General features: G+C 36.3%; 17 protein-coding genes. 7 read left to right on the forward strand and 10 right to left on the reverse strand.

The window, feature by feature from the left end; genetic code table 11:
• Positions 1 to 48 precede the first annotated feature (48 nt).
• On the forward strand, positions 49 to 927 hold the full coding sequence (locus tag ME1_RS01680; RefSeq protein ID WP_004862417.1) for an endonuclease/exonuclease/phosphatase family protein: 879 nt from the start codon (positions 49 to 51) through the stop codon (positions 925 to 927).
• On the opposite strand, the gene polA is transcribed toward ME1_RS01680, so the two are convergent.
• The 6 genes from polA to ME1_RS01710 form a co-directional block, all read right to left on the reverse strand.
• Entirely contained in the window at positions 924 to 3,830 is a 2,907-nt protein-coding gene (polA, locus tag ME1_RS01685) for a DNA polymerase I (RefSeq protein WP_004862420.1), read from the reverse strand. The two genes, ME1_RS01680 and polA, sit on opposite strands and share 4 nt — an antisense overlap.
• Before the next feature lie 341 nt (positions 3,831 to 4,171).
• The gene (gene dnaQ, locus ME1_RS01690) at positions 4,172 to 4,879 is read right to left on the reverse strand and encodes a DNA polymerase III subunit epsilon (RefSeq protein WP_004862421.1); all 708 of its coding nucleotides are present in this window, start codon (positions 4,877 to 4,879) and stop codon (positions 4,172 to 4,174) included.
• 4 nt (positions 4,880 to 4,883) lie between these two features.
• A complete protein-coding gene (coaE, locus tag ME1_RS01695) occupies positions 4,884 to 5,471 on the reverse strand; it encodes a dephospho-CoA kinase (RefSeq protein ID WP_004862423.1) in 588 nt (195 codons plus the stop codon).
• On the reverse strand, positions 5,468 to 6,346 hold the full coding sequence (locus tag ME1_RS01700) for a shikimate dehydrogenase (RefSeq protein ID WP_004862424.1): 879 nt from the start codon (positions 6,344 to 6,346) through the stop codon (positions 5,468 to 5,470). Before ME1_RS01700 ends, coaE begins: the two co-directional genes overlap by 4 nt.
• A complete protein-coding gene (locus ME1_RS01705) occupies positions 6,339 to 6,935 on the reverse strand; it encodes a Maf family nucleotide pyrophosphatase (RefSeq protein WP_004862426.1) in 597 nt (198 codons plus the stop codon). Before ME1_RS01705 ends, ME1_RS01700 begins: the two co-directional genes overlap by 8 nt.
• 7 nt (positions 6,936 to 6,942) lie before the next feature.
• Complete coding sequence (locus ME1_RS01710) at positions 6,943 to 7,761, reverse strand: pyruvate, water dikinase regulatory protein (RefSeq protein WP_004862428.1); 819 nt, start codon at positions 7,759 to 7,761, stop codon at positions 6,943 to 6,945.
• A 622-nt stretch (positions 7,762 to 8,383) separates the two neighbouring features.
• Between ME1_RS01710 and rho the strand changes: the two genes are divergently transcribed.
• The 6 genes from rho (at position 8,384) to ME1_RS01740 (ending at position 15,366) form a co-directional block, all read left to right on the forward strand.
• Positions 8,384 to 9,649, forward strand: a complete 1,266-nt coding sequence (gene rho, locus ME1_RS01715) for a transcription termination factor Rho (RefSeq protein ID WP_004862429.1) — start codon at positions 8,384 to 8,386, stop codon at positions 9,647 to 9,649.
• A gap of 31 nt (positions 9,650 to 9,680) precedes the next feature.
• Positions 9,681 to 10,988 carry a tRNA uridine-5-carboxymethylaminomethyl(34) synthesis GTPase MnmE gene (gene mnmE, locus ME1_RS01720; protein WP_004862431.1) on the forward strand — a complete coding sequence of 436 codons (1,308 nt, stop codon included), beginning with the start codon at positions 9,681 to 9,683 and terminating at the stop codon, positions 10,986 to 10,988.
• 108 nt (positions 10,989 to 11,096) lie between these two features.
• Positions 11,097 to 12,965 carry a tRNA uridine-5-carboxymethylaminomethyl(34) synthesis enzyme MnmG gene (gene mnmG / locus ME1_RS01725; RefSeq protein ID WP_004862433.1) on the forward strand — a complete coding sequence of 623 codons (1,869 nt, stop codon included), beginning with the start codon at positions 11,097 to 11,099 and terminating at the stop codon, positions 12,963 to 12,965.
• The gene (gene rsmG / locus ME1_RS01730; protein ID WP_004862435.1) at positions 12,965 to 13,621 is read left to right on the forward strand and encodes a 16S rRNA (guanine(527)-N(7))-methyltransferase RsmG; all 657 of its coding nucleotides are present in this window, start codon (positions 12,965 to 12,967) and stop codon (positions 13,619 to 13,621) included. Before mnmG ends, rsmG begins: the two co-directional genes overlap by 1 nt.
• A complete protein-coding gene (locus ME1_RS01735; RefSeq protein WP_004862436.1) occupies positions 13,618 to 14,415 on the forward strand; it encodes a ParA family protein in 798 nt (265 codons plus the stop codon). Before rsmG ends, ME1_RS01735 begins: the two co-directional genes overlap by 4 nt.
• Positions 14,416 to 14,460: 45 nt before the next feature.
• Positions 14,461 to 15,366 (forward strand): ParB/RepB/Spo0J family partition protein, encoded by a 906-nt coding sequence (locus ME1_RS01740; RefSeq protein WP_004862438.1) that lies wholly within the window; start codon positions 14,461 to 14,463, stop codon positions 15,364 to 15,366.
• Positions 15,367 to 15,410: 44 nt separating this feature from the next.
• Here ME1_RS01740 and ME1_RS01745 read toward each other — a convergent pair whose 3' ends face one another.
• The 4 genes from ME1_RS01745 to ftsY form a co-directional block, all read right to left on the reverse strand.
• Entirely contained in the window at positions 15,411 to 15,899 is a 489-nt protein-coding gene (locus ME1_RS01745) for a hypothetical protein (RefSeq protein WP_004862450.1), read from the reverse strand.
• 2 nt (positions 15,900 to 15,901) lie between these two features.
• Positions 15,902 to 16,663 carry a hydroxyacylglutathione hydrolase gene (gene gloB / locus ME1_RS01750; protein ID WP_004862451.1) on the reverse strand — a complete coding sequence of 254 codons (762 nt, stop codon included), beginning with the start codon at positions 16,661 to 16,663 and terminating at the stop codon, positions 15,902 to 15,904.
• Between the two features lie 68 nt (positions 16,664 to 16,731).
• Complete coding sequence (locus tag ME1_RS01755) at positions 16,732 to 17,421, reverse strand: septation protein A (protein WP_004862452.1); 690 nt, start codon at positions 17,419 to 17,421, stop codon at positions 16,732 to 16,734.
• Positions 17,418 to 18,644 carry a signal recognition particle-docking protein FtsY gene (gene ftsY / locus ME1_RS01760; RefSeq protein WP_004862453.1) on the reverse strand — a complete coding sequence of 409 codons (1,227 nt, stop codon included), beginning with the start codon at positions 18,642 to 18,644 and terminating at the stop codon, positions 17,418 to 17,420. Before ftsY ends, ME1_RS01755 begins: the two co-directional genes overlap by 4 nt.
• Positions 18,645 to 18,655 lie beyond the last annotated feature (11 nt).

The following is an 18,655-nucleotide window of genomic DNA, read 5'->3' on the forward strand; positions in this document are numbered from 1 at the left end:
TTTAATCCAGCATTTATTCTCTACCTTTTAGGCATCACTCTTCATAAAATGACAAAGAAGCCTTACAAGCAGAAATTTCCTCGGCTCACTGCCTTCATCCAGCAAAAGCTTCATAATTCTCTTTTAAAGACTCTCCACAACCATTCTCATCATCAGTCAAACATTATCAACCAGAACAGTCATTATGATCTTAGTGTCGCTTCCTATAATGTCCATAAATGTGTAGGTGTCGATAAAGTTTTCAATCCTACGCGTATTGTACATGTCATTGCTGAATTGCAAAGTGATATTCTTGCCCTTCAAGAAGTAGACAAACGTTTTGGTGAGCGCGTTGGTTTAATTGATCTTCAACTTTTAAAAACTGAAACGGGACTGATTCGAGTGCCCATAAATCCTATGTCATCTCATGGTCATGGATGGCATGGGAACGCTCTTTTTATGCGAAAAGGACGTGTACGTGATATCTTACAAGTCACTCTTCCTGGTATTGAACCACGTGGTGCTGTGATTGTAGAGCTGGAAATGGACGCAGGTCTTATTCGTGTTATTGCTGCTCATTTTGGCTTATTACGCCACTCTCGCAATCAGCAAACAAAAATGCTCCTTGCACTCTTACAAAAACGCCCCCTTATGCCGACACTCCTTATCGGGGATTTTAACGAATGGCGTGTGGGAAAAGGTTCATCTTTAAACCATTTCTCTTCTTATTTTGACAGCACACCTAGAACCGTGCCAAGTTTTCCTTCTCGTTTTCCTTTTCTTGCCCTTGATAGAATTTTTGCTTTTCCCCAACAATTGGTAATAAATATTGAAAATCATGATTCACCGCTTGCACGCATTGCTTCAGATCATTTGCCGATCAAAGCTTATCTTAACCTTGCCAATGCTATAACTATTCTTAAAAACCAAATAAGTGAAAAAGGCTAATGTGCCTCATCCCAATTTTGAGCAACCATTACTTTCACTTCAAGCGGTACAGATAAAGAAAGGACTGGCATTGTAGCATTTTCCATCACCTCTTTAACAACAGCCATGGTTTTTTCACTTTCATTTTCCGGTACCTCAAAAATCAACTCATCATGCACTTGCAATAACATTTTTGCTGACAGTTTTTCTTTTTCTAAAGCAGCTTCCATTTGAATCATGGCGCGGCGAATAATATCCGCTGCTGATCCTTGAATCGGTGCATTAATAGCAGCCCGCTCATTAAAAGCACGCACTCGTAGACTCGCTGCTTTTATTTCTGGATAATGGATACGACGTCCGAAAATTGTCTCTACAAAACCATTTTCACGTGCAAATGTTTTCGTCGTTTCCATATAGTCTTTAATTCCTGGAAATCTTTCGAAATAAAGCTGAATATAACGGCTTGCTTCTTGTCGTGAAAGACCCAATTGATTGGCTAATCCAAAAGCTGAAATACCGTAAATAATACCAAAATTAATTGCTTTTGCACGGCGTCGTACATCTGAATGCATCCCTTCTATAGGAACTCCAAACATTTGTGATGCCGTGATAGCATGAATATCCTGACCTTGTGCAAAAGCCTCTTTTAACGCCGTGATGTTGGCAATATGCGCAAGAATACGCAATTCAATCTGGCTATAATCAGCCGATAACAGCAAATGTCCTTTTGGAGCAATAAAAGCTGCTCGTATTTTACGCCCCTCAGCGGTTCGTACAGGAATATTTTGTAAATTAGGTTCTGATGATGATAACCGCCCCGTTGATGTTATTGCCAAAGAATAATTCGTATGAACACGCCCTGTTTTTGGCAAAATATAAGAAGGCAAAGCATCTGTGTAAGTAGATTTTAGTTTTGCAAGTTGACGCCAATCAATAATTTTACGCGGCAAAACATGACCTTCAGCAGCCAACTCTTCTAAGGTCTGAGCAGAAGTTGACCACTGCCCACCTTTGGTCTTAGCACCACCAGGCAAGCCTATTTTATCAAAAAGGATATCACCTAATTGCTTTGGTGAAGCAAGGTTAAATTTTTCACCAGCGAGCTGATAAATTTCTTCTTCCAAAATAGAAGCAGCCTGCGCTAATTCTCCTGAAAGACGTAATAAAACCTGTCTGTCAATGAGAATCCCGCGCTCTTCCATTCTTGCAAGAACTTCTATCAGAGGTCGATCAAGACGCTCATAAATTTTTGTCATTCCCCGCGCTACAAGTTGTGGTTTTAAAACTTTCCACAAATGAAGTGTTACATCAGCATCCTCAGCAGCATAAAGAGTTGCTTGTTTCAAGTCTACTTGCGCAAAAGAAGTAATTTTTTTCCCATTATACGTTAAATCCTTATAAGCAATCGATTTATGCCTAAGCCAACGTTCGGATAAATCATCCATATTATGTGTTAAAGTTCCAGCATCTAAAGCATATGATAAAAGCATAGTGTCATCAAAAGAGCTTATCACAATGCCATGTTGTTTCATCACTAACCAATCATATTTTATATTCTGTCCAATTTTTAATACTGCTTGATTTTCTAATATCGGCTTTAAAAGTGCTAAAGCCTTTTGTGTTTCAATCTGTTCAGCAATACGCCCGCCCCCTAAAAGATCATCTCCCCCTTCAACATGTTCAAGAGGCACATAAGCTGCTTTTTCCGGCTGTAATGCCAATGAAAAACCAACCAGCTTTGCTTGCAATGGATCAAGTGAAGTCGTTTCAGTATCAAAAGCGAAAAAACCTTGCTCTTGCGCTTCCAAGAGCCATTCTTTCAAAACTTCTTCATCAAGAATAGTCGTATAAGTATCTCTTGTAATTTTTTGCGTTCGTGCTTGATCTTTACGTTTTTGTGCTAACACTTGGGGGGAATTTTCAGAAAAACCGTGAGAAGATACTCTCTCAGCTTTCTTAATATCATGATCAATCTCCTGTACACAACCCGTCCACGCAACATTGATATCAACTGCATCAATAACTGCTGCATCACATTCTGTTGCCTCTGCCACACGACGTGTTAATGACGTAAATTCCATGGCCTTAAGAAAAGCAATTAAACGCGGACCATCTTGCGATTCCAAAACAAAATCATCTAAACTATTGTCTATAGGCACATCCACTTTAAGCCGAACCAATTCACGAGAAATCTTTGCCTGTTCACTATAAGCTTGAAGATTTTCACGTCGTTTTGTTTGCTTAACTTCTGATACGCGTTGCAATAAAATATCGAGCGTGCCAAATTGATCTAGCAATTGGGCTGCAATTTTTGGGCCAATCCCTGGAATACCTGGTACATTATCTGTCGGATCTCCAATCAAAGCCTGCAAATCGACCATTTTTTCAGGCGCAACACCCCATTTTTCTATAACCTCAGAAATACCGATATGCTTATCTTTCATTCCATCATACAAAGATACGTGCGTATTCACCAACTGCATAAGATCTTTGTCAGAAGAAATAATCGTTGTTTTTGCTCCAACCTTCGTTGCCTGTTGTGCATAAGTAGCAATGAGATCATCCGCCTCAAATCCTTCCTTTTCTATACAAGGTAAATTAAAAGCCTTTGTTGCTTGGCGTATGAGAGCAAATTGAGGAATAAGATCTTCAGGAGGTGTTTCTCGATTCGCTTTATATTGTGGATAAATTTTTTTCCGAAATGTATCAGATGAATAATCAAAAATAACAGCAAAATGTGTTGGAACAACACCAGTCGCTGTATTTCGCGCATCACAGAGCATTTTCCACAGCATATTACAAAAGCCAGCCACAGCTCCTACAGGAAGACCATCCTTTTTGCGCTTTAAAGGTGGCAAAGCATAATAAGCACGAAAAATATAGCCCGATCCATCAACCAAAAAAAGATGATCTGTTGCTTTCATGACAATTTTATTTCTCCATTTCAGCCAAAAAACAATTCACTTTTATATATTTTTTTTATTCTTTTTTAAAATTTATCGAATTGCCTCTAAAAAGCCATTTTTTATTTCCATAAGGTGTGAAGTCGTTACACTTTATAGTTCGTACCTAGAGCTTTTCTTTGCTGTTACAGGATATAATAGCTTTCATTTTGCTCCTCCTATGATAGCTGAGGTACGATGTATCGACAGGGTCGTTGTGGTGTTCCCCTCCCCACAACGACCATATTTTTTGGGATGATGTTTTTAGAAATCTTATTTTTCTTAGACTTTTAAATAATTTTTTAAAGAAAAAGAGCGGTAAATTACTCAGGAATCTTGAAATCATTCCACAGAGCCTTTTCACCCATTTTGTTGATAAAATTAGCATGCAACCTTCTTTCTTGTGCAGTTAGTCTTGAAGGTAAGGCCTGTGGACGAAATTTAACTGCGTAGAAAGAATCTTTGTCATTCTGGGTATCTTTATCAATACTCCCCTTTTTATCGAAACCTAATACACCCTGTTTTCCTCCAATGAGTTCAATATAAACATCAGCGAGAATCTCCGCATCAAGCAAAGCACCATGAAGAACACGATGACTGTTATCAATACCAAAACGCTTGCATAAAATATCAAGTGAATTAGGTCCCATGGGAAATTTACGTCGCGCCATAGCCAATGTATCAAGAATATTGTCAACACTGATAAGTGGTTTATTCGCTCGTCCTAACTCTGCATTAAGGAAGCCAATATCAAAACTCGCATTATGCGCAATCATTGTTGCACCATTGATAAACTCCAAAAATTCATCAGCAATATCACTAAAGCTTTTTTCATTCTTTAAGCGTTCATTGGTCAATCCATGAATTGCTACAACTTCATCAGGAATAATAACGCCTTGAGGGTTCAAATAGACATGAAATCGGCGTCCTGTAAGATAACGATTAACCATCTCTACACAACCAATTTCGATTATGCGATCTTTCTCTTTATCTAAACCCGTTGTTTCTGTATCAAAAATAATTTCACGCATTATTTCAGTTCTCTAGTAATTTTTTTATCACGCAAAAAACTTGTTGACGTGTATTCTCTAAATCTTTTCCTGTATCAATAATAAAATCAGCACGTTTTCGTTTTTTTTCATCAGACATTTGCCTCGCTTGAATAAAGGCAAATTTTTTTTCATTCATATTTGGGCGAATCATAGCACGCTCTTTTTGTATTGCTAATGGAGCAGAAACAACAACAACCTTGTCTACACGTTTTTCACCATTTGTTTCAAAAAGAAGGGGAATATCAAGAACAACCAATTTTTTTCCCTGTTTGTGTGCTGTATCAATAAACTCTTTTTCTTTTTTTTGTACCAAAGGATGAATTATTTTTTCTAATGTTTGTAATTTTTCATTATCGTTGATCAAAATCTCCGAAAGCTTGAGGCGATTAACTTTGCCATTTTCAACAACATTCGGAAATGTACGCGCTATGAAGGATAAAGTTGGCTCACTTTTATAAAGCTGATGCACTGCATCATCAGCACTAAAAACAGAAATACCAGCTTGTTTGAAAAAATCAGCAACTGTTGATTTTCCCATAGCGATTGATCCGGTCAACCCTATGATTTTCATCCTGTCTCTTCACCTATATCCTTTAAAATTTCTGTTCGTAGTGTTTTTGTAACCTGCGGTCTTATTCCAAACCATCTTTCAAAACCAGGAACAGCTTGATGTAAAAGCATACCAAGCCCATCCACTATTTTTAAGCCATGTGCTTTTGCTTGTTGTAAAAAAGGTGTTATCAATGGCGTGTAAACAATATCTGTCACTAACGCCGTTGCTTTTGTTTTATCAAAATCGCAAAAAGAAGAATTACTTTCTTTCTCATGTGTGGTTGTCATACCTACAGAAGTTGTGTTGACAATTAAATCAGCTTGGTCAAGTATTTCACCAGCGCGATGCCAGTCGTAAACTTCAACAGGATTTCCAAAATATTCGGCCAAATCATCTGCACGTTTTTTTGTGCGATTAAGTAAAAAAATACGTTCAAATCCACGTTTTTTTAAAGCGTACAGGACAGCACGGGCAGCGCCACCCGCACCAAAAACAAGTGCTGTTTCTCCCCCCCAACCAGGGACAAAATCATCAAGATTAGCGCTAAAACCATAGGCATCACTATTTGTTGCACAAAGCTTATTCCCTTCATACCATAGTGTATTAACAGCACCAATCATTGTTGCTACATTGTCTTTAAGATGCGCTAAGTGAAAAGCTTCCTGTTTATAAGGTAGAGTGACATTTCCCCCACAAAAACCTCTTTTTTGTATAGATCTGAAAAAATCTCTAAATTCTTCAGAGCTTACTTCCTGAGCTAGATATTCACCTTGTAAATTATGGTGTTTAAGCCAAAAATTGTGAATTTTTGGTGATTTTGAATGATGAATAGGAGTACCAACAACAAAAGCACGTGGAATTGTTTTTTTACACCTTATTATTGTATCAACCATCAATAATCCCAAAATGCCGTAATTTTGCTAATAAAGGTAATAAGGGTAAACCAATAATGGTAAAAAAATCCCCATCAATTTTCTCAAAAAGATGGATTCCTTCCCCTTCAATTTGATATACCCCTACACTGTTAAAAACATCTGGTCCTACACGTGCTAAATAACGTTCAATAAACTCTGATGATAGAGGACGTACTAACATATGTGCACTAAAAGCTTCCACCCAAATTTCTTTGCCATTCTGAAATAAAGCCACTGCACTATGAAGAGAATGGGTTTTTCCTGATAAATCACATAAACGTTGATGCGCTTCCTTTTCAGTTGTGACTTTATGAAAAATTTGTCCCTCTAAATCAAGCACTTGATCACAACCAATAACAAAGGCATCTGGAAAGCGGTCAGAAACATCTTTTGCCTTTGCACTTGCAAGAAAACAACTAAGTTTTTTAGGAGCCTTTGTTTCTCCTATTTTTTCTATTTCTCTTTCATCAAAAGAAGCTCCTTCAATGAAAAACTTTAAACCTGCTTTTTTTAATAATTGTGCACGATAAAAACTAAGGGATGCTAATATTAACGTTTTTTCTGCCATATTTTTCTCATTTCCCTTCACGAAATCGCGACAAAAGTTCGAATATAGCTGCAGCTGTTTCTTCAATAGAACGTCTTGTGACATCAATTATAGGCCAACCAAAACGTTCGCAAATGCGTTTTGCATAAGTCAATTCTTCAGCTATATTCACACGATTAGTATAACTTTCAATACGCTCTCCCAAATCCCGATTTTGACGAATATGTGAGATTCTTTCAGCTGAAGCGATTAAACCGATAATCAAAGCATTTTTTGCTTCTAAAAGGGATTCTGGTAAATCAATACCTGGAATCAGAGGAATATTAGCTGTCTTGATTCCACGATTTGCTAAATAGATACTCGTAGGTGTTTTAGAGGTTCTTGAAATTCCTACAAGGATCACATCAGCATCTGATAAATCACTAGAAGACTGCCCATCATCATGTTCTATAGTAAAATCCAATGCATCAATACGGCGAAAGTAATCTGCATTGAGATCATGCTGTGCACTCGCACGTAAACTTGTTGGCATTCCAAGATAAGACTGAAAAGCATCTAGAACAGGCTGTAGTATGTCAATACAAGGAATTTTTATCTTTTCACATCTTCTCCTAAGAAGGCATTTAATTTTTTCATCAATGATTGTGTAAAGAACAATACCCGGCTCTTGTTGTATTTCATCAAGAGCTCTCTGCAACTGTATTTCATTACGAATCATTGGATAGATATGCTCTGTTGTTTGACTCATTGTATATTGTGCTGCAACGGCTCTTCCAACAGAAATGAGTGTTTCTCCTGTTGCATCAGAAAGCATGTGTAAATGAAAGGATTTTTTTTCTCTTGTCACAAAAATTTTAACTCCTTGTTAACAAATGTGTATATATCCTCATCATTTTTTATGAAACTAAAATTTAGGAGAATTTCTCCATTATTATGCACAAATTGAATTGTTGTGATAATGAAAGCCCTTTTATGATAAAATAACAGGGATAATGCCTTTAAAAGAATGTTATGCTTGTCTTTTTTTCTTTTGTCTTTGTGGATAAAATTGAGGATAAATAAAGTATAACTTATAATTCACATTAAACACAGGCATAAATAAGAAAAATACCTCTCTTTAATAAAATTTATTAATACAAAAAATCTGTATAAACTGAAAATAATTTTAAAATTAATTTATCAATGATGTAGAATAATTTTACCTTTATAGATCAAAAATAAATATTATTTTACAATGAGTTATGTTTTATATAATTCTTTAATAAAATGATTTCTCTTTGATTTTTTCAATTTATATATTTTTTTTGTAAAATTACTTAATTTTATAAGAAAATAATTCGTACAAATGATGCTTGCAGATTGAAAAAATTGAGTGTAGAATAATTTTTTCTTATAAGAATGTTTCGTTCTTTAAATTTTCCATAATTAATTCAAGAACAATCTCCTTCACCATTTAAAGAGCATATTTGATGCAAGAAATGAAACTACAAGAACTTAAAAGTAAAAATCCCGTTGAACTTGTTTCTTTCGCTGAAACATTAGAAGTTGAAAATGCTTCCTTGATGCGAAAACAAGAATTAATGTTTGCTATTTTGAAAAAACTTGCTTTGCAAGATGTCGAAATTATCGGAGAAGGAGTCGTTGAAGTTTTACAAGATGGATTTGGATTTTTACGGTCCGCTGATGCTAATTATCTTCCAGGACCTGATGATATTTATCTTTCTCCTGCACAAATCCAGTCATTTTCTTTAAAAACAGGTGATACTGTTGAAGGATTTATACGTAGTCCAAAAGAAGGAGAACGTTATTTTGCTCTTCTTAAAATTAATACAATTAATTTTGAAGATCCTGAAAAAATTCGTTATAAAATCCACTTTGATAATCTCACTCCTCTTTACTCAAATGAACGTTTTCAAATGGAAATACAAGATCCTACAGAGAAGGATATGTCATCGCGGGTGATTGATTTAATATCTCCATTGGGAAAGGGACAGAGAGGATTAATTGTAGCACCTCCTCGAACAGGGAAAACAGTTTTACTTCAAAATATTGCCCATTCTATCACCACTAATCATCCTGAATGTTATCTTATTGTTCTTTTAATTGATGAAAGACCAGAAGAAGTTACTGATATGCAACGTTCTGTGAAAGGAGAAGTCGTTTCTTCTACTTTTGATGAACCAGCAATCCGTCATGTGCAAGTAGCTGAAATGGTTATTGAAAAAGCAAAACGCCTTGTTGAGCATGGGCGTGATGTCGTTATTCTTCTCGATTCTATTACACGTCTTGGGCGTGCGTATAATACGGTTGTTCCTTCATCAGGTAAGGTTTTAACAGGTGGTGTTGATGCAAATGCTCTACAGCGTCCTAAGCGTTTTTTTGGTGCAGCACGTAATATTGAAGAAGGTGGATCTTTAACCATTATTGCAACGGCTTTGATCGATACCGGTAGTCGTATGGATGAGGTTATTTTTGAAGAATTCAAAGGAACAGGTAACTCAGAAATTGTTCTTGATCGTAAAGTTGCTGATAAGCGTATTTTCCCTGCTATGGATATTTTGAAATCTGGAACACGTAAGGAAGAGCTTTTGGTAGCGCGGCAAGACTTGCATAAAATTTTTGTACTTCGTCGTATTTTGACGCCTATGAATGTAACGGATGCAATTGAATTTTTAATTGATAAATTAAAACAAACGAAAAATAATAGTGAATTTTTTGACTCAATGAATACATGAAATATTAAGTTTTTCGTTTAGGATATATCCCGTGGATACAATCTTTGCTGTTTCGAGTGGATTGTTGCCTTCAGGGGTCGCAGTCATTCGCCTTTCTGGTCCTCATGTGATAAATGTCGTTAAGACGCTTTGTGGCCGTTTACCAAAAGCGCGGTTCATGCATTATGGAAATCTTACTGCTCGTGATGGGAGCTTTTTAGATTCTGCTTTGACTGTTTTTTTTCCTGCTCCTCATAGTTTTACAGGTGAAGATTGTGCAGAATTTCATTTGCATGGAGGAAAAGCGGTTGTTAATCGTTTTCTCGATGAATTGTCTACATTTTCTGGATGCCGTATTGCAGAAGCAGGTGAGTTTTCACGTCGTGCGTTTATGGAAGGAAAATTAGATCTTGTTCAAGCAGAAGGTCTTGCTGATTTAATAGAAGCAGAGACGGAAAGTCAGCGACGTTTAGCAATTATGGGGACAAGTGGGCGTTTAACAACGCTTTATAGTGATTGGCGTCATAAACTTATGAAGGCCCGTGCTTTTATTGAAGCAGAACTTGATTTTGTTGATGAAGCTGATGTCCCAAATTCAATATCTGATAAAGTTTGGAAAGATATGGAAGATCTTTGTACTTCTCTTCAGGAACATATTGATGAGGGAGAACGTGCAAGTATTTTACGTGATGGATTAAAAATTGTTATAGCTGGTGCTCCAAATTCTGGAAAATCAAGCATTATGAATCGTTTGGCTGGGAGACCTATTTCTATTGTATCAGAAGAAGAAGGTACAACGCGTGATGCTTTAGAAATGAGGTTGATTCTCGGCGGTTTACCTGTTTTTTTAACAGATACTGCTGGTTTTAGAGAAACAGAAAACAAAATAGAACAATTGGGAATAGAAGTTGCTAAGCAGCATGTTAGAGATGCTGATTTGGTTATTTTAGTTTATGATATGGGAAATCCTAAGAAAGTTGATTTACCAGAGACATCAGCTGAAATATGGCATATTGCCAATAAGCTTGACCTTTATGAAGAGAATAAAACCCATTATTTTATACGGTTTTCTGCGTTAACTGGTTTAAATTTTGACTGTTTTATTAAGGAACTTGAGTTATTTTGTTTACGTCGTGCTTCTGAAGTTGGAAATCTTGTCCCAGCACGTAAAAGGCAACTTCAGTTATTGAAGGAGGCTGTTAAAGAAATTGAAGCTTCTGTGAATTATACTTCTCTTGATTTAAGTTTACGTGCAGAACATCTTCGTCGTGCGAGTGATTTTCTTGGGAAGATTACGGGAGATATAGATGTTGAAGATTTACTTGATATTATTTTTTCAGAGTTTTGTGTTGGTAAATAATGATTCACGTGAAACATTGATTATTTCATAGACACATTTTAAAGATTATGTAATTTATATCCTGTTTCACGTGAAACTTTAGAATGATTCTTTATGGAATGAATCACGATGCAATTATATGATGTTATTGTTGTTGGAGGTGGTCATGCGGGGTGTGAAGCTGCGTCAGCTTCAGCTCGTGTTGGAGCACGGACAGCCCTTGTTACACATAAAATATCAGCAGTGGGAACAATGTCGTGCAACCCTGCTATTGGTGGGCTTGGAAAAGGACATCTGGTTCGTGAAGTTGATGCTTTGGATGGCCTTATGGGAAGAGCAGCAGATGCTGCTGGAATTCAATTTAGACTTCTCAATAGACGTAAGGGGCCAGCAGTAAGAGGACCTCGTACACAAGCTGATAGACAACTCTATAAAAAAGCTATTCAAAAACTTTTGCAAGAGCAAGATAACCTCATTCTTGTTGAAGATGAAGTTGTTGATCTTATTGTTAAAGATAATTGCGTTTCAGGTGTTGTTTTAAAAAATCAAGGAACATTTTTTTCAGGTGCTGTTGTTTTAACAACAGGTACATTTTTAAATGGTTTTATTCATATTGGTGATAAAACATGGGCTGCTGGACGTATGGGGGATAAGTCGAGTGTACAACTTGCTGAACGTTTAAAAAGTTATAATGTAAATCTTGGGAGATTAAAAACAGGGACTCCTGCACGTCTTAGCAAAAAAACAATTCGTTGGGATTATCTCCAAAAACAGCAAGCTGATGAAGATCCCGTTCCTTTTTCTTTTTTAACAGAAAAAATCGAACAGCCACAAATTGAGTGTGCAATAACACGTACAAATACAAAAACACATCAAATCATTCGTGAAAATATTCATAGGTCTGCTTTATATTCTGGAAATATTGAAGGATTAGGACCACGTTATTGCCCTTCTGTTGAAGATAAAATTGTTAAATTCGGGGAACGTGATGGACATCAAATTTTTCTAGAACCAGAAGGGTTGGATAATGATACTATTTATCCAAATGGCCTTTCTACCTCTCTTCCTGAAGATGTACAAATTTCTTTTTTGAGAACAATTGAAGGATTAGAAAATGCTGAGGTTTTACAACCTGGTTATGCTATTGAATATGATTTTGTTAATCCACAACAATTAACTAAAACTTTAGAATTACGTTCTTTACCAAGATTGTTTTTAGCGGGGCAAATTAATGGTACGACGGGATATGAAGAAGCTGCAGCACAAGGTCTTTTAGCTGGGTTAAATGCTGCACGTAAAGTGGGTAAATTAGATGAAGTGCTTATAAGCCGTTCAACAGCTTATATTGGTGTTATGGTAGATGATTTAGTTTCACGTGGAGTTTGTGAACCCTATAGAATGTTTACATCACGTGCTGAATATCGTTTGTCTCTACGATCTGACAATGCTGATGCACGTTTAACACCTTTAGCACAGAAGTGGGATCTTGTGAGTAAAGTACGTTTGGATTGTTATAAGCAAAAACAGCAACGTCTTGATCAAGCACGATCAATATGCCAAGAACTTTTTCTAACGCCTAATGAAGCATCTGCTCATGGATTACAAGTAAATCACGATGGAATTCGGCGTTCGGCATATGATCTTCTTGCTTATCCTCATATGACTATAGAGCGTCTTTCACATTTTTGGCCACAATTGAAGTCAATTGATCCTAAAACCGTTGAATCTTTAGAAATTGAAGCACAATATGCAGTTTATTTAGAAAAACAAACACAAGATATTGTATCTCTTCAGCGAGATGAACGTTTAGAAATTCCTCCTTCTTTGGATATTCAGTCAATATCTGGTCTTTCCAATGAATTAAAGGTAAAAATTCAAAAAATATCGCCGCGTTCAATTGCAGATGCTCAAAAAATTGATGGAATGACACCAGCGGCATTATCACTTATTATTACGTATATTCAACGTCAACGGCGTGAAAAGGCTAAATCAGCTTAATGGATCTTTCTACAGAAAAAAAATATCAAGAACTCTTAAATATTGTTCCTTCTGTTTCACGTGAAACGATGAAAGATTTAATACAATTTGAATCTTTGATAATGCAATGGAATAGGCATATTAATTTAATATCTCCTACAACAGTTCCAGTTTTGTGGACACGTCATATTTTAGATTCAGCGCAAATCTACCCTCTCCACAGTGATTTTTTGCATTGGTGTGATCTTGGATCAGGTGGTGGATTTCCCGCTATTGTTCTTGCCATTTTTCTGAAAGAAAAAAAAACAGGGCATATTGATCTCGTTGAGAGTAATGGAAAAAAGGTCGCTTTTTTACGAACGGTTATTACTCAACTTAATCTTCCTGCAACGGTTTATCACTGTAGAATTGAGAATGTGTATAAAAAAATAACACTGCCAGAAGTGATAACAGCACGAGGATTAGCTTCTCTCGATGCTCTTTTACGGCTTATTTTTCCTTTATCAACAAAAAAAACAATAGCTCTTTTGCAAAAAGGTCGGGATTACGCTACAGAAATAAAAAATGCCTCTGCCAATTGGCAGTTTGATCTGCTAAAACATAAGAGTAAAATTGATGAAAGTTCTGTTATTTTAGAAATTTCTCATATTCGATCAGTAGAGGGTAAGGCAAAATGAGCGAAACACGGATTATCGCTATTGCAAACCAAAAAGGTGGGGTCGGCAAAACAACCACAGCAATTAATCTTGCAACCGCTTTGGCAGCTATTGGTGAAAATGTTCTCATTATGGATGTTGATCCACAAGGAAATGCAAGTACGGGATTAGGAATTGATCGTAATAGCCGTCCTTTATCATCTTATGATGTGCTTGTTTCGGGGATTTCAGTCACACAAGCAGCGTTAAAAACAGCTGTTCCCAATCTCCATATTGTACCCTCTACTCTTGATCTTCTAGGAGTAGAAATGGAAATTGCTTCGTCACAAGACCGCATACAACGATTACGTAAAGCACTCTGTGATGATCCAAAGATGGAAAATAAATACAGTTATATTCTCATTGATTGTCCTCCATCTCTTAATCTTCTCACGCTCAATGCTATGGGGGCTGCAGATTCTGTTTTAGTGCCTATGCAATGCGAATTTTTAGCACTTGAAGGTTTAAGTCAATTGCTTGAAACAGTAAAACAAGTACGATCCGTTCTTAACCCTTCTCTAGAAATTCAAGGTATTGTTTTAACCATGTATGATGGACGTAATAATCTTTCAAATCAAGTTGTCGAAGATGTCCGTTCTTTTATGGGAGATAAAGTTTATCGCACCGTTATTCCACGAAATGTGCGCGTATCAGAAGCTCCTTCCTTTGGTAAACCAGTATTGCTTTATGATTTAACATGTGCTGGTAGCCAAGCTTATTTACGTTTAGCATCGGAAGTAATTCAACGTGAAAAACAAGCACATGCGGCTGCTTAAAAATGTAAAAAAAGATTTTTATAAGAAAAAGCAAAGAGCAAGATTATGAATGATGATCAATCAAAAAAAAGACTGGGTCGTGGGTTGGCAGCATTGATTGGGGATATCAATTTAAACAACGATCTTAAACGTTCATCAAATACCGACAAATTGACAGAGTTCAATACAGTTTCTTCTGTTTCTGAGCGATTTGTTCCACTTGAATCTATTTCGTGCAATCCACATAATCCACGGCGCCATTTTACCGATTCAGAACTTGATAATTTAGCACAATCAATTCGTCAGCATGGTGTTGTTCAACCTGTTGTTGTAAGACCTTCACGCGATCATCCTCATCGGTTTGAGTTGATTGCTGGCGAACGGCGGTGGCGTGCTGCACAGCGAGCCAATTTAAGTAAATTGCCTGTTATTGTTCGCGATGTCGATGATAAAACAGCTTTAGAATTGGCAATTATTGAAAATGTTCAGCGTGCTGATCTTAACCCTATTGAAGAAGCAATGGGTTATGAAATTTTGTTAAATGAACATGGATATACGCAAGCAGATTTGGCACAAGTCATTGGAAAAAGTCGGAGCCATGTTGCTAATACGCTTCGTTTATTAAAGCTTCCACAAAAAGTACAGCAATTTCTAACAGAGGGACAACTTTCAGCAGGTCATGCACGCTGCCTTATTACTGTTGATAATCCACAAGATTTAGCTGAAAAGATTATTCGTGAAGGACTCTCTGTGCGTCAAACCGAAATACTTGCATATGAACAGGCTAATCCTAAAGTCAAAAAACGAACTGCTGTAGAAAAAGATACAGAAACAAAATCTTTAGAAAAATTACTTGCAGATGTTATTGGAATGAAAGTTATCATTAGGCATGGTAAAAAAGGTGGTGATTTAAAAATACATTATTCTTCATTAGAACAATTGGATGATATTTGCCGACGTTTGCAAAATTAATGGGGTGTTGTGTCGTTAAGAAATCGCTTTAAATAGTTTGGATTCTATCTACAAGTTTCCTTTAAAACAGATATCATTCTATACAGATGTTTTTTACCAAACTCCAAATTGCTTAAAAATATGGAATTTTTTTCAAGTGAAGAAAGACCTTCTCTTTTAAAATCTTCAGGAGAAGGTTTATTAAAAAGCATTATTAATGTTGTTTGAAGTGCCATAGAGCCAATAACAAACTCTTTTGGTGTAATATTATTTTTTCTTAAAATCTTCATTAGTTTTGGCCGATTAGAAATAGTAGTGATCTGTTTTTCAATACTACCGCCATAATATTTCGTTTCGGATGTTTCTGGCTCTGGTGGTGTGTTTTTACATTCTTTTTCAATTTTTTCCATTTTAAAAAGGAAATCTTCAGTTAAGGTATAGTTTGCTATGACATATGGGAAATCAAACTGATTGTCCGTTTCTTTTGCCATTGTTATTTGGGTGTATAGCCCAAAAAGAAAAAGAGGAAATAAACGTAATACGAACTTAAACATGGCTAGAAATAATCTTTTCTTCTTCGGATTTCAGCAAAAATTTCTTCGTCTGTCTCTTTCTCCATCGCAAGATTTTTTCGTAAAGCACAATCATCCCAGCGGAGAAAGGGATTGGTAGCTTTTTCTTGCTCTAAGGTGACTGGTAAAGTCATAGCGTTTTTTGCACGTAGTAAAAAAACTTCTTCTACCCTTTGATGAAGTTTTTGATTGTGTGGGTCAATTGTTAAAGCAAAAAGAGCATTGATTTTAGTATATTCATGACCACAATAAAGAAGCGTTTCATCGGGAAGTTGACGAAGTTTTTTTAAAGAGTTGAGCATTTGAGCCGGTGTTCCTTCAAAAAGACGCCCACAGCCGAGCGAAAAAAGTGTATCTCCAGCAAAGAGTAAACCATCTTCCGGAAAATAGTAAGATAATGCACCTAAAGTATGACCAGGTGTTGAAAGAGCTAAAAGCGGGCATGTGCCAAAGAAAAAACTTTCATCAGGTTGAAGCGTTCGGTCAAGATGATGAATCTTTTCTTTTTCCGCTTCTGGTCCAATAACTACAGCTTTATAAACTTGTTTTAATTCTTCCAATGCTTCTATATGATCATGATGATGATGCGTTACAAAAATAGTTTGAAGTGTCCAGTTACGGCGTTTTAAGGCTCTCTGAATAGGTTTGCTTTCAGATGCATCAATTGCGGCTGTGTAACCGCTTTTTTCATCATGAATAAGTACACCAAAATTATCTTCTCGACAGATAAACTGCTCAATTAACACATCTTTTCTCCGTGATCAGTGTGCAGCGGTAAATCTGCAAAATAATTTGTCGTGATGGAGGTGTTATTTTAAAAATCAGCTTTGTCCTCTTCTGTAAAAAGTCCTTTTGAATGTTTAAGTATAAGAGGCATTTGGGTAAGCATAAAGAGAACTGTTATAGGCATGACACCAAATACTTTAAAACTCGTCCAAAAATTATCGCTAAAATTACGCCAAACAACTTCATTCAAAAGAGCAAGAAAAACGAAAAAAAATGCCCAGCGATATGTAAGTTTTTGCCATCCTAAATCATCAAGTTTTAAAGTAGAATCAAGAGCATAGCGCAAAAGTGGTTTTTTAAAAAGCATGCCACCAAAAAGAATAAAAGCAAATAAGCTATTAATGATTGTTGGTTTCATTTTTATAAAAGTGTCATTATGAAGCCAAAGAGTTAAAAATCCAAAGACCAGAACGAATATTCCTGAGATAAGAGGCATTATGGGAATTTTTCGTGTAAGAACCCATGATAAACTCAGTGCTACTATGATCGCTACCATGAAAATAGCTGTTGCAGGAAAAATGGGTTTGCTAAAATTTTTAAAAATTTCAACGTTATTTATCAACCACTCGCCCTTATAATTAGCAAGAAAGAAGATAACCAGTGGCCCCATTTCCAAGAAAAACTTAAGTGTGGGTGAAGAGAGATTTTTTTGATTATCATTGATATTATTCAAATCGAGATTTTTATGTGAATGAGGCTTAAATGAAGTTTTTTTCATGCGTATTTTCCTGCAATAGTTTCGGCAAAGTCAGAAGCAGAAAAAGGTTGAAGATCCTCTGTATTCTCTCCTATACCGATAAAATAAACGGGTAATTTATATTTTGCTGCAATGGCAACAAGAATTCCTCCCCGTGCAGTGCCATCGAGCTTTGTCATGATGAGACCAGTAACACCAGCAATATCACGGAAAATATCCACTTGGTTTAGAGCATTTTGCCCAGTGGTTGCATCAAGTGTTTGAAGGATTGTATGAGGTGCTTGGGGGGAGTTTTTATTTAGAACACGAATAATTTTGGCTAATTCATCCATCAGCTCAGTTTTGTTTTGTAAGCGTCCAGCTGTATCAATAATTAATACATCACTGTTTGCTTTTTTTGCTTTTTCATAAGCATCAAATGCCAAACTAGCAGCATCTGCTCCTAGTTTTGTTGAAATAACAGGAGATCCGGTGCGTTCACCCCAAATATGTAATTGTTCAATAGCAGCAGCACGAAATGTGTCACCAGCAGCCAGCATAACTTTTAATCCTCCTGCGGTGAGTTTTGCTGCAAGTTTTCCAATAGTTGTCGTTTTTCCAGTGCCATTCACTCCTACCAATAAAATAACATGAGGCTTATGATGAAGATCAAGTTCTAGTGGAATTGCAACAGGTTCCAATACTTTTTTGATTTCTTCAGCTACGATAGTCTGAATGTCATCTGGAGATAATTTTTTTTCATAACGGTTAGAAGCTAAAATGTTGGTGATTCGTGTTGCCGTTTCTACACCAAGATCAGCTTGAATAAGAATATCTTCCAGTTCTTGCAATGTGTCTTCATCAAGTTTTCCCTTAACAAAAAGATCACTAATCGACCCACTTAAACGTTGTGAAGAAAGAGCTAACCCTTTTTTTAGGCGTCCAAACCACGCTGTTTTTTTCTGTTCAAGAGGAGCTTCAAGTGAAAACTCTTCAATTTTTTTTTCACGGATCGTATCTGTAACAATTATTTTGCCAGAATGTGGTTCAAAAGATGGATTTTTTTCATCACTCTTTACAGATGCTGTATTTTGACTAGCACCCTGTTCTTCTTTTTCACTATCTACAGAGAACTGATTATTTTTTATACTTTTATATTCGCTCTCTTCTCTCTTCTCGGCTTCATGAGGAATAGAAGTTTTTTCCATTTCCTGCTCTTTAGATTTGTTAAAAGAGAATATTTTTTTGATGAAAGATTTTTTCATAAGGACTTTCC

The sequence above is a fragment of the Bartonella vinsonii subsp. arupensis OK-94-513 genome (assembly GCF_000278235.1).
In the GTDB taxonomy this organism is placed as follows: domain Bacteria; phylum Pseudomonadota; class Alphaproteobacteria; order Rhizobiales; family Rhizobiaceae; genus Bartonella; species Bartonella arupensis.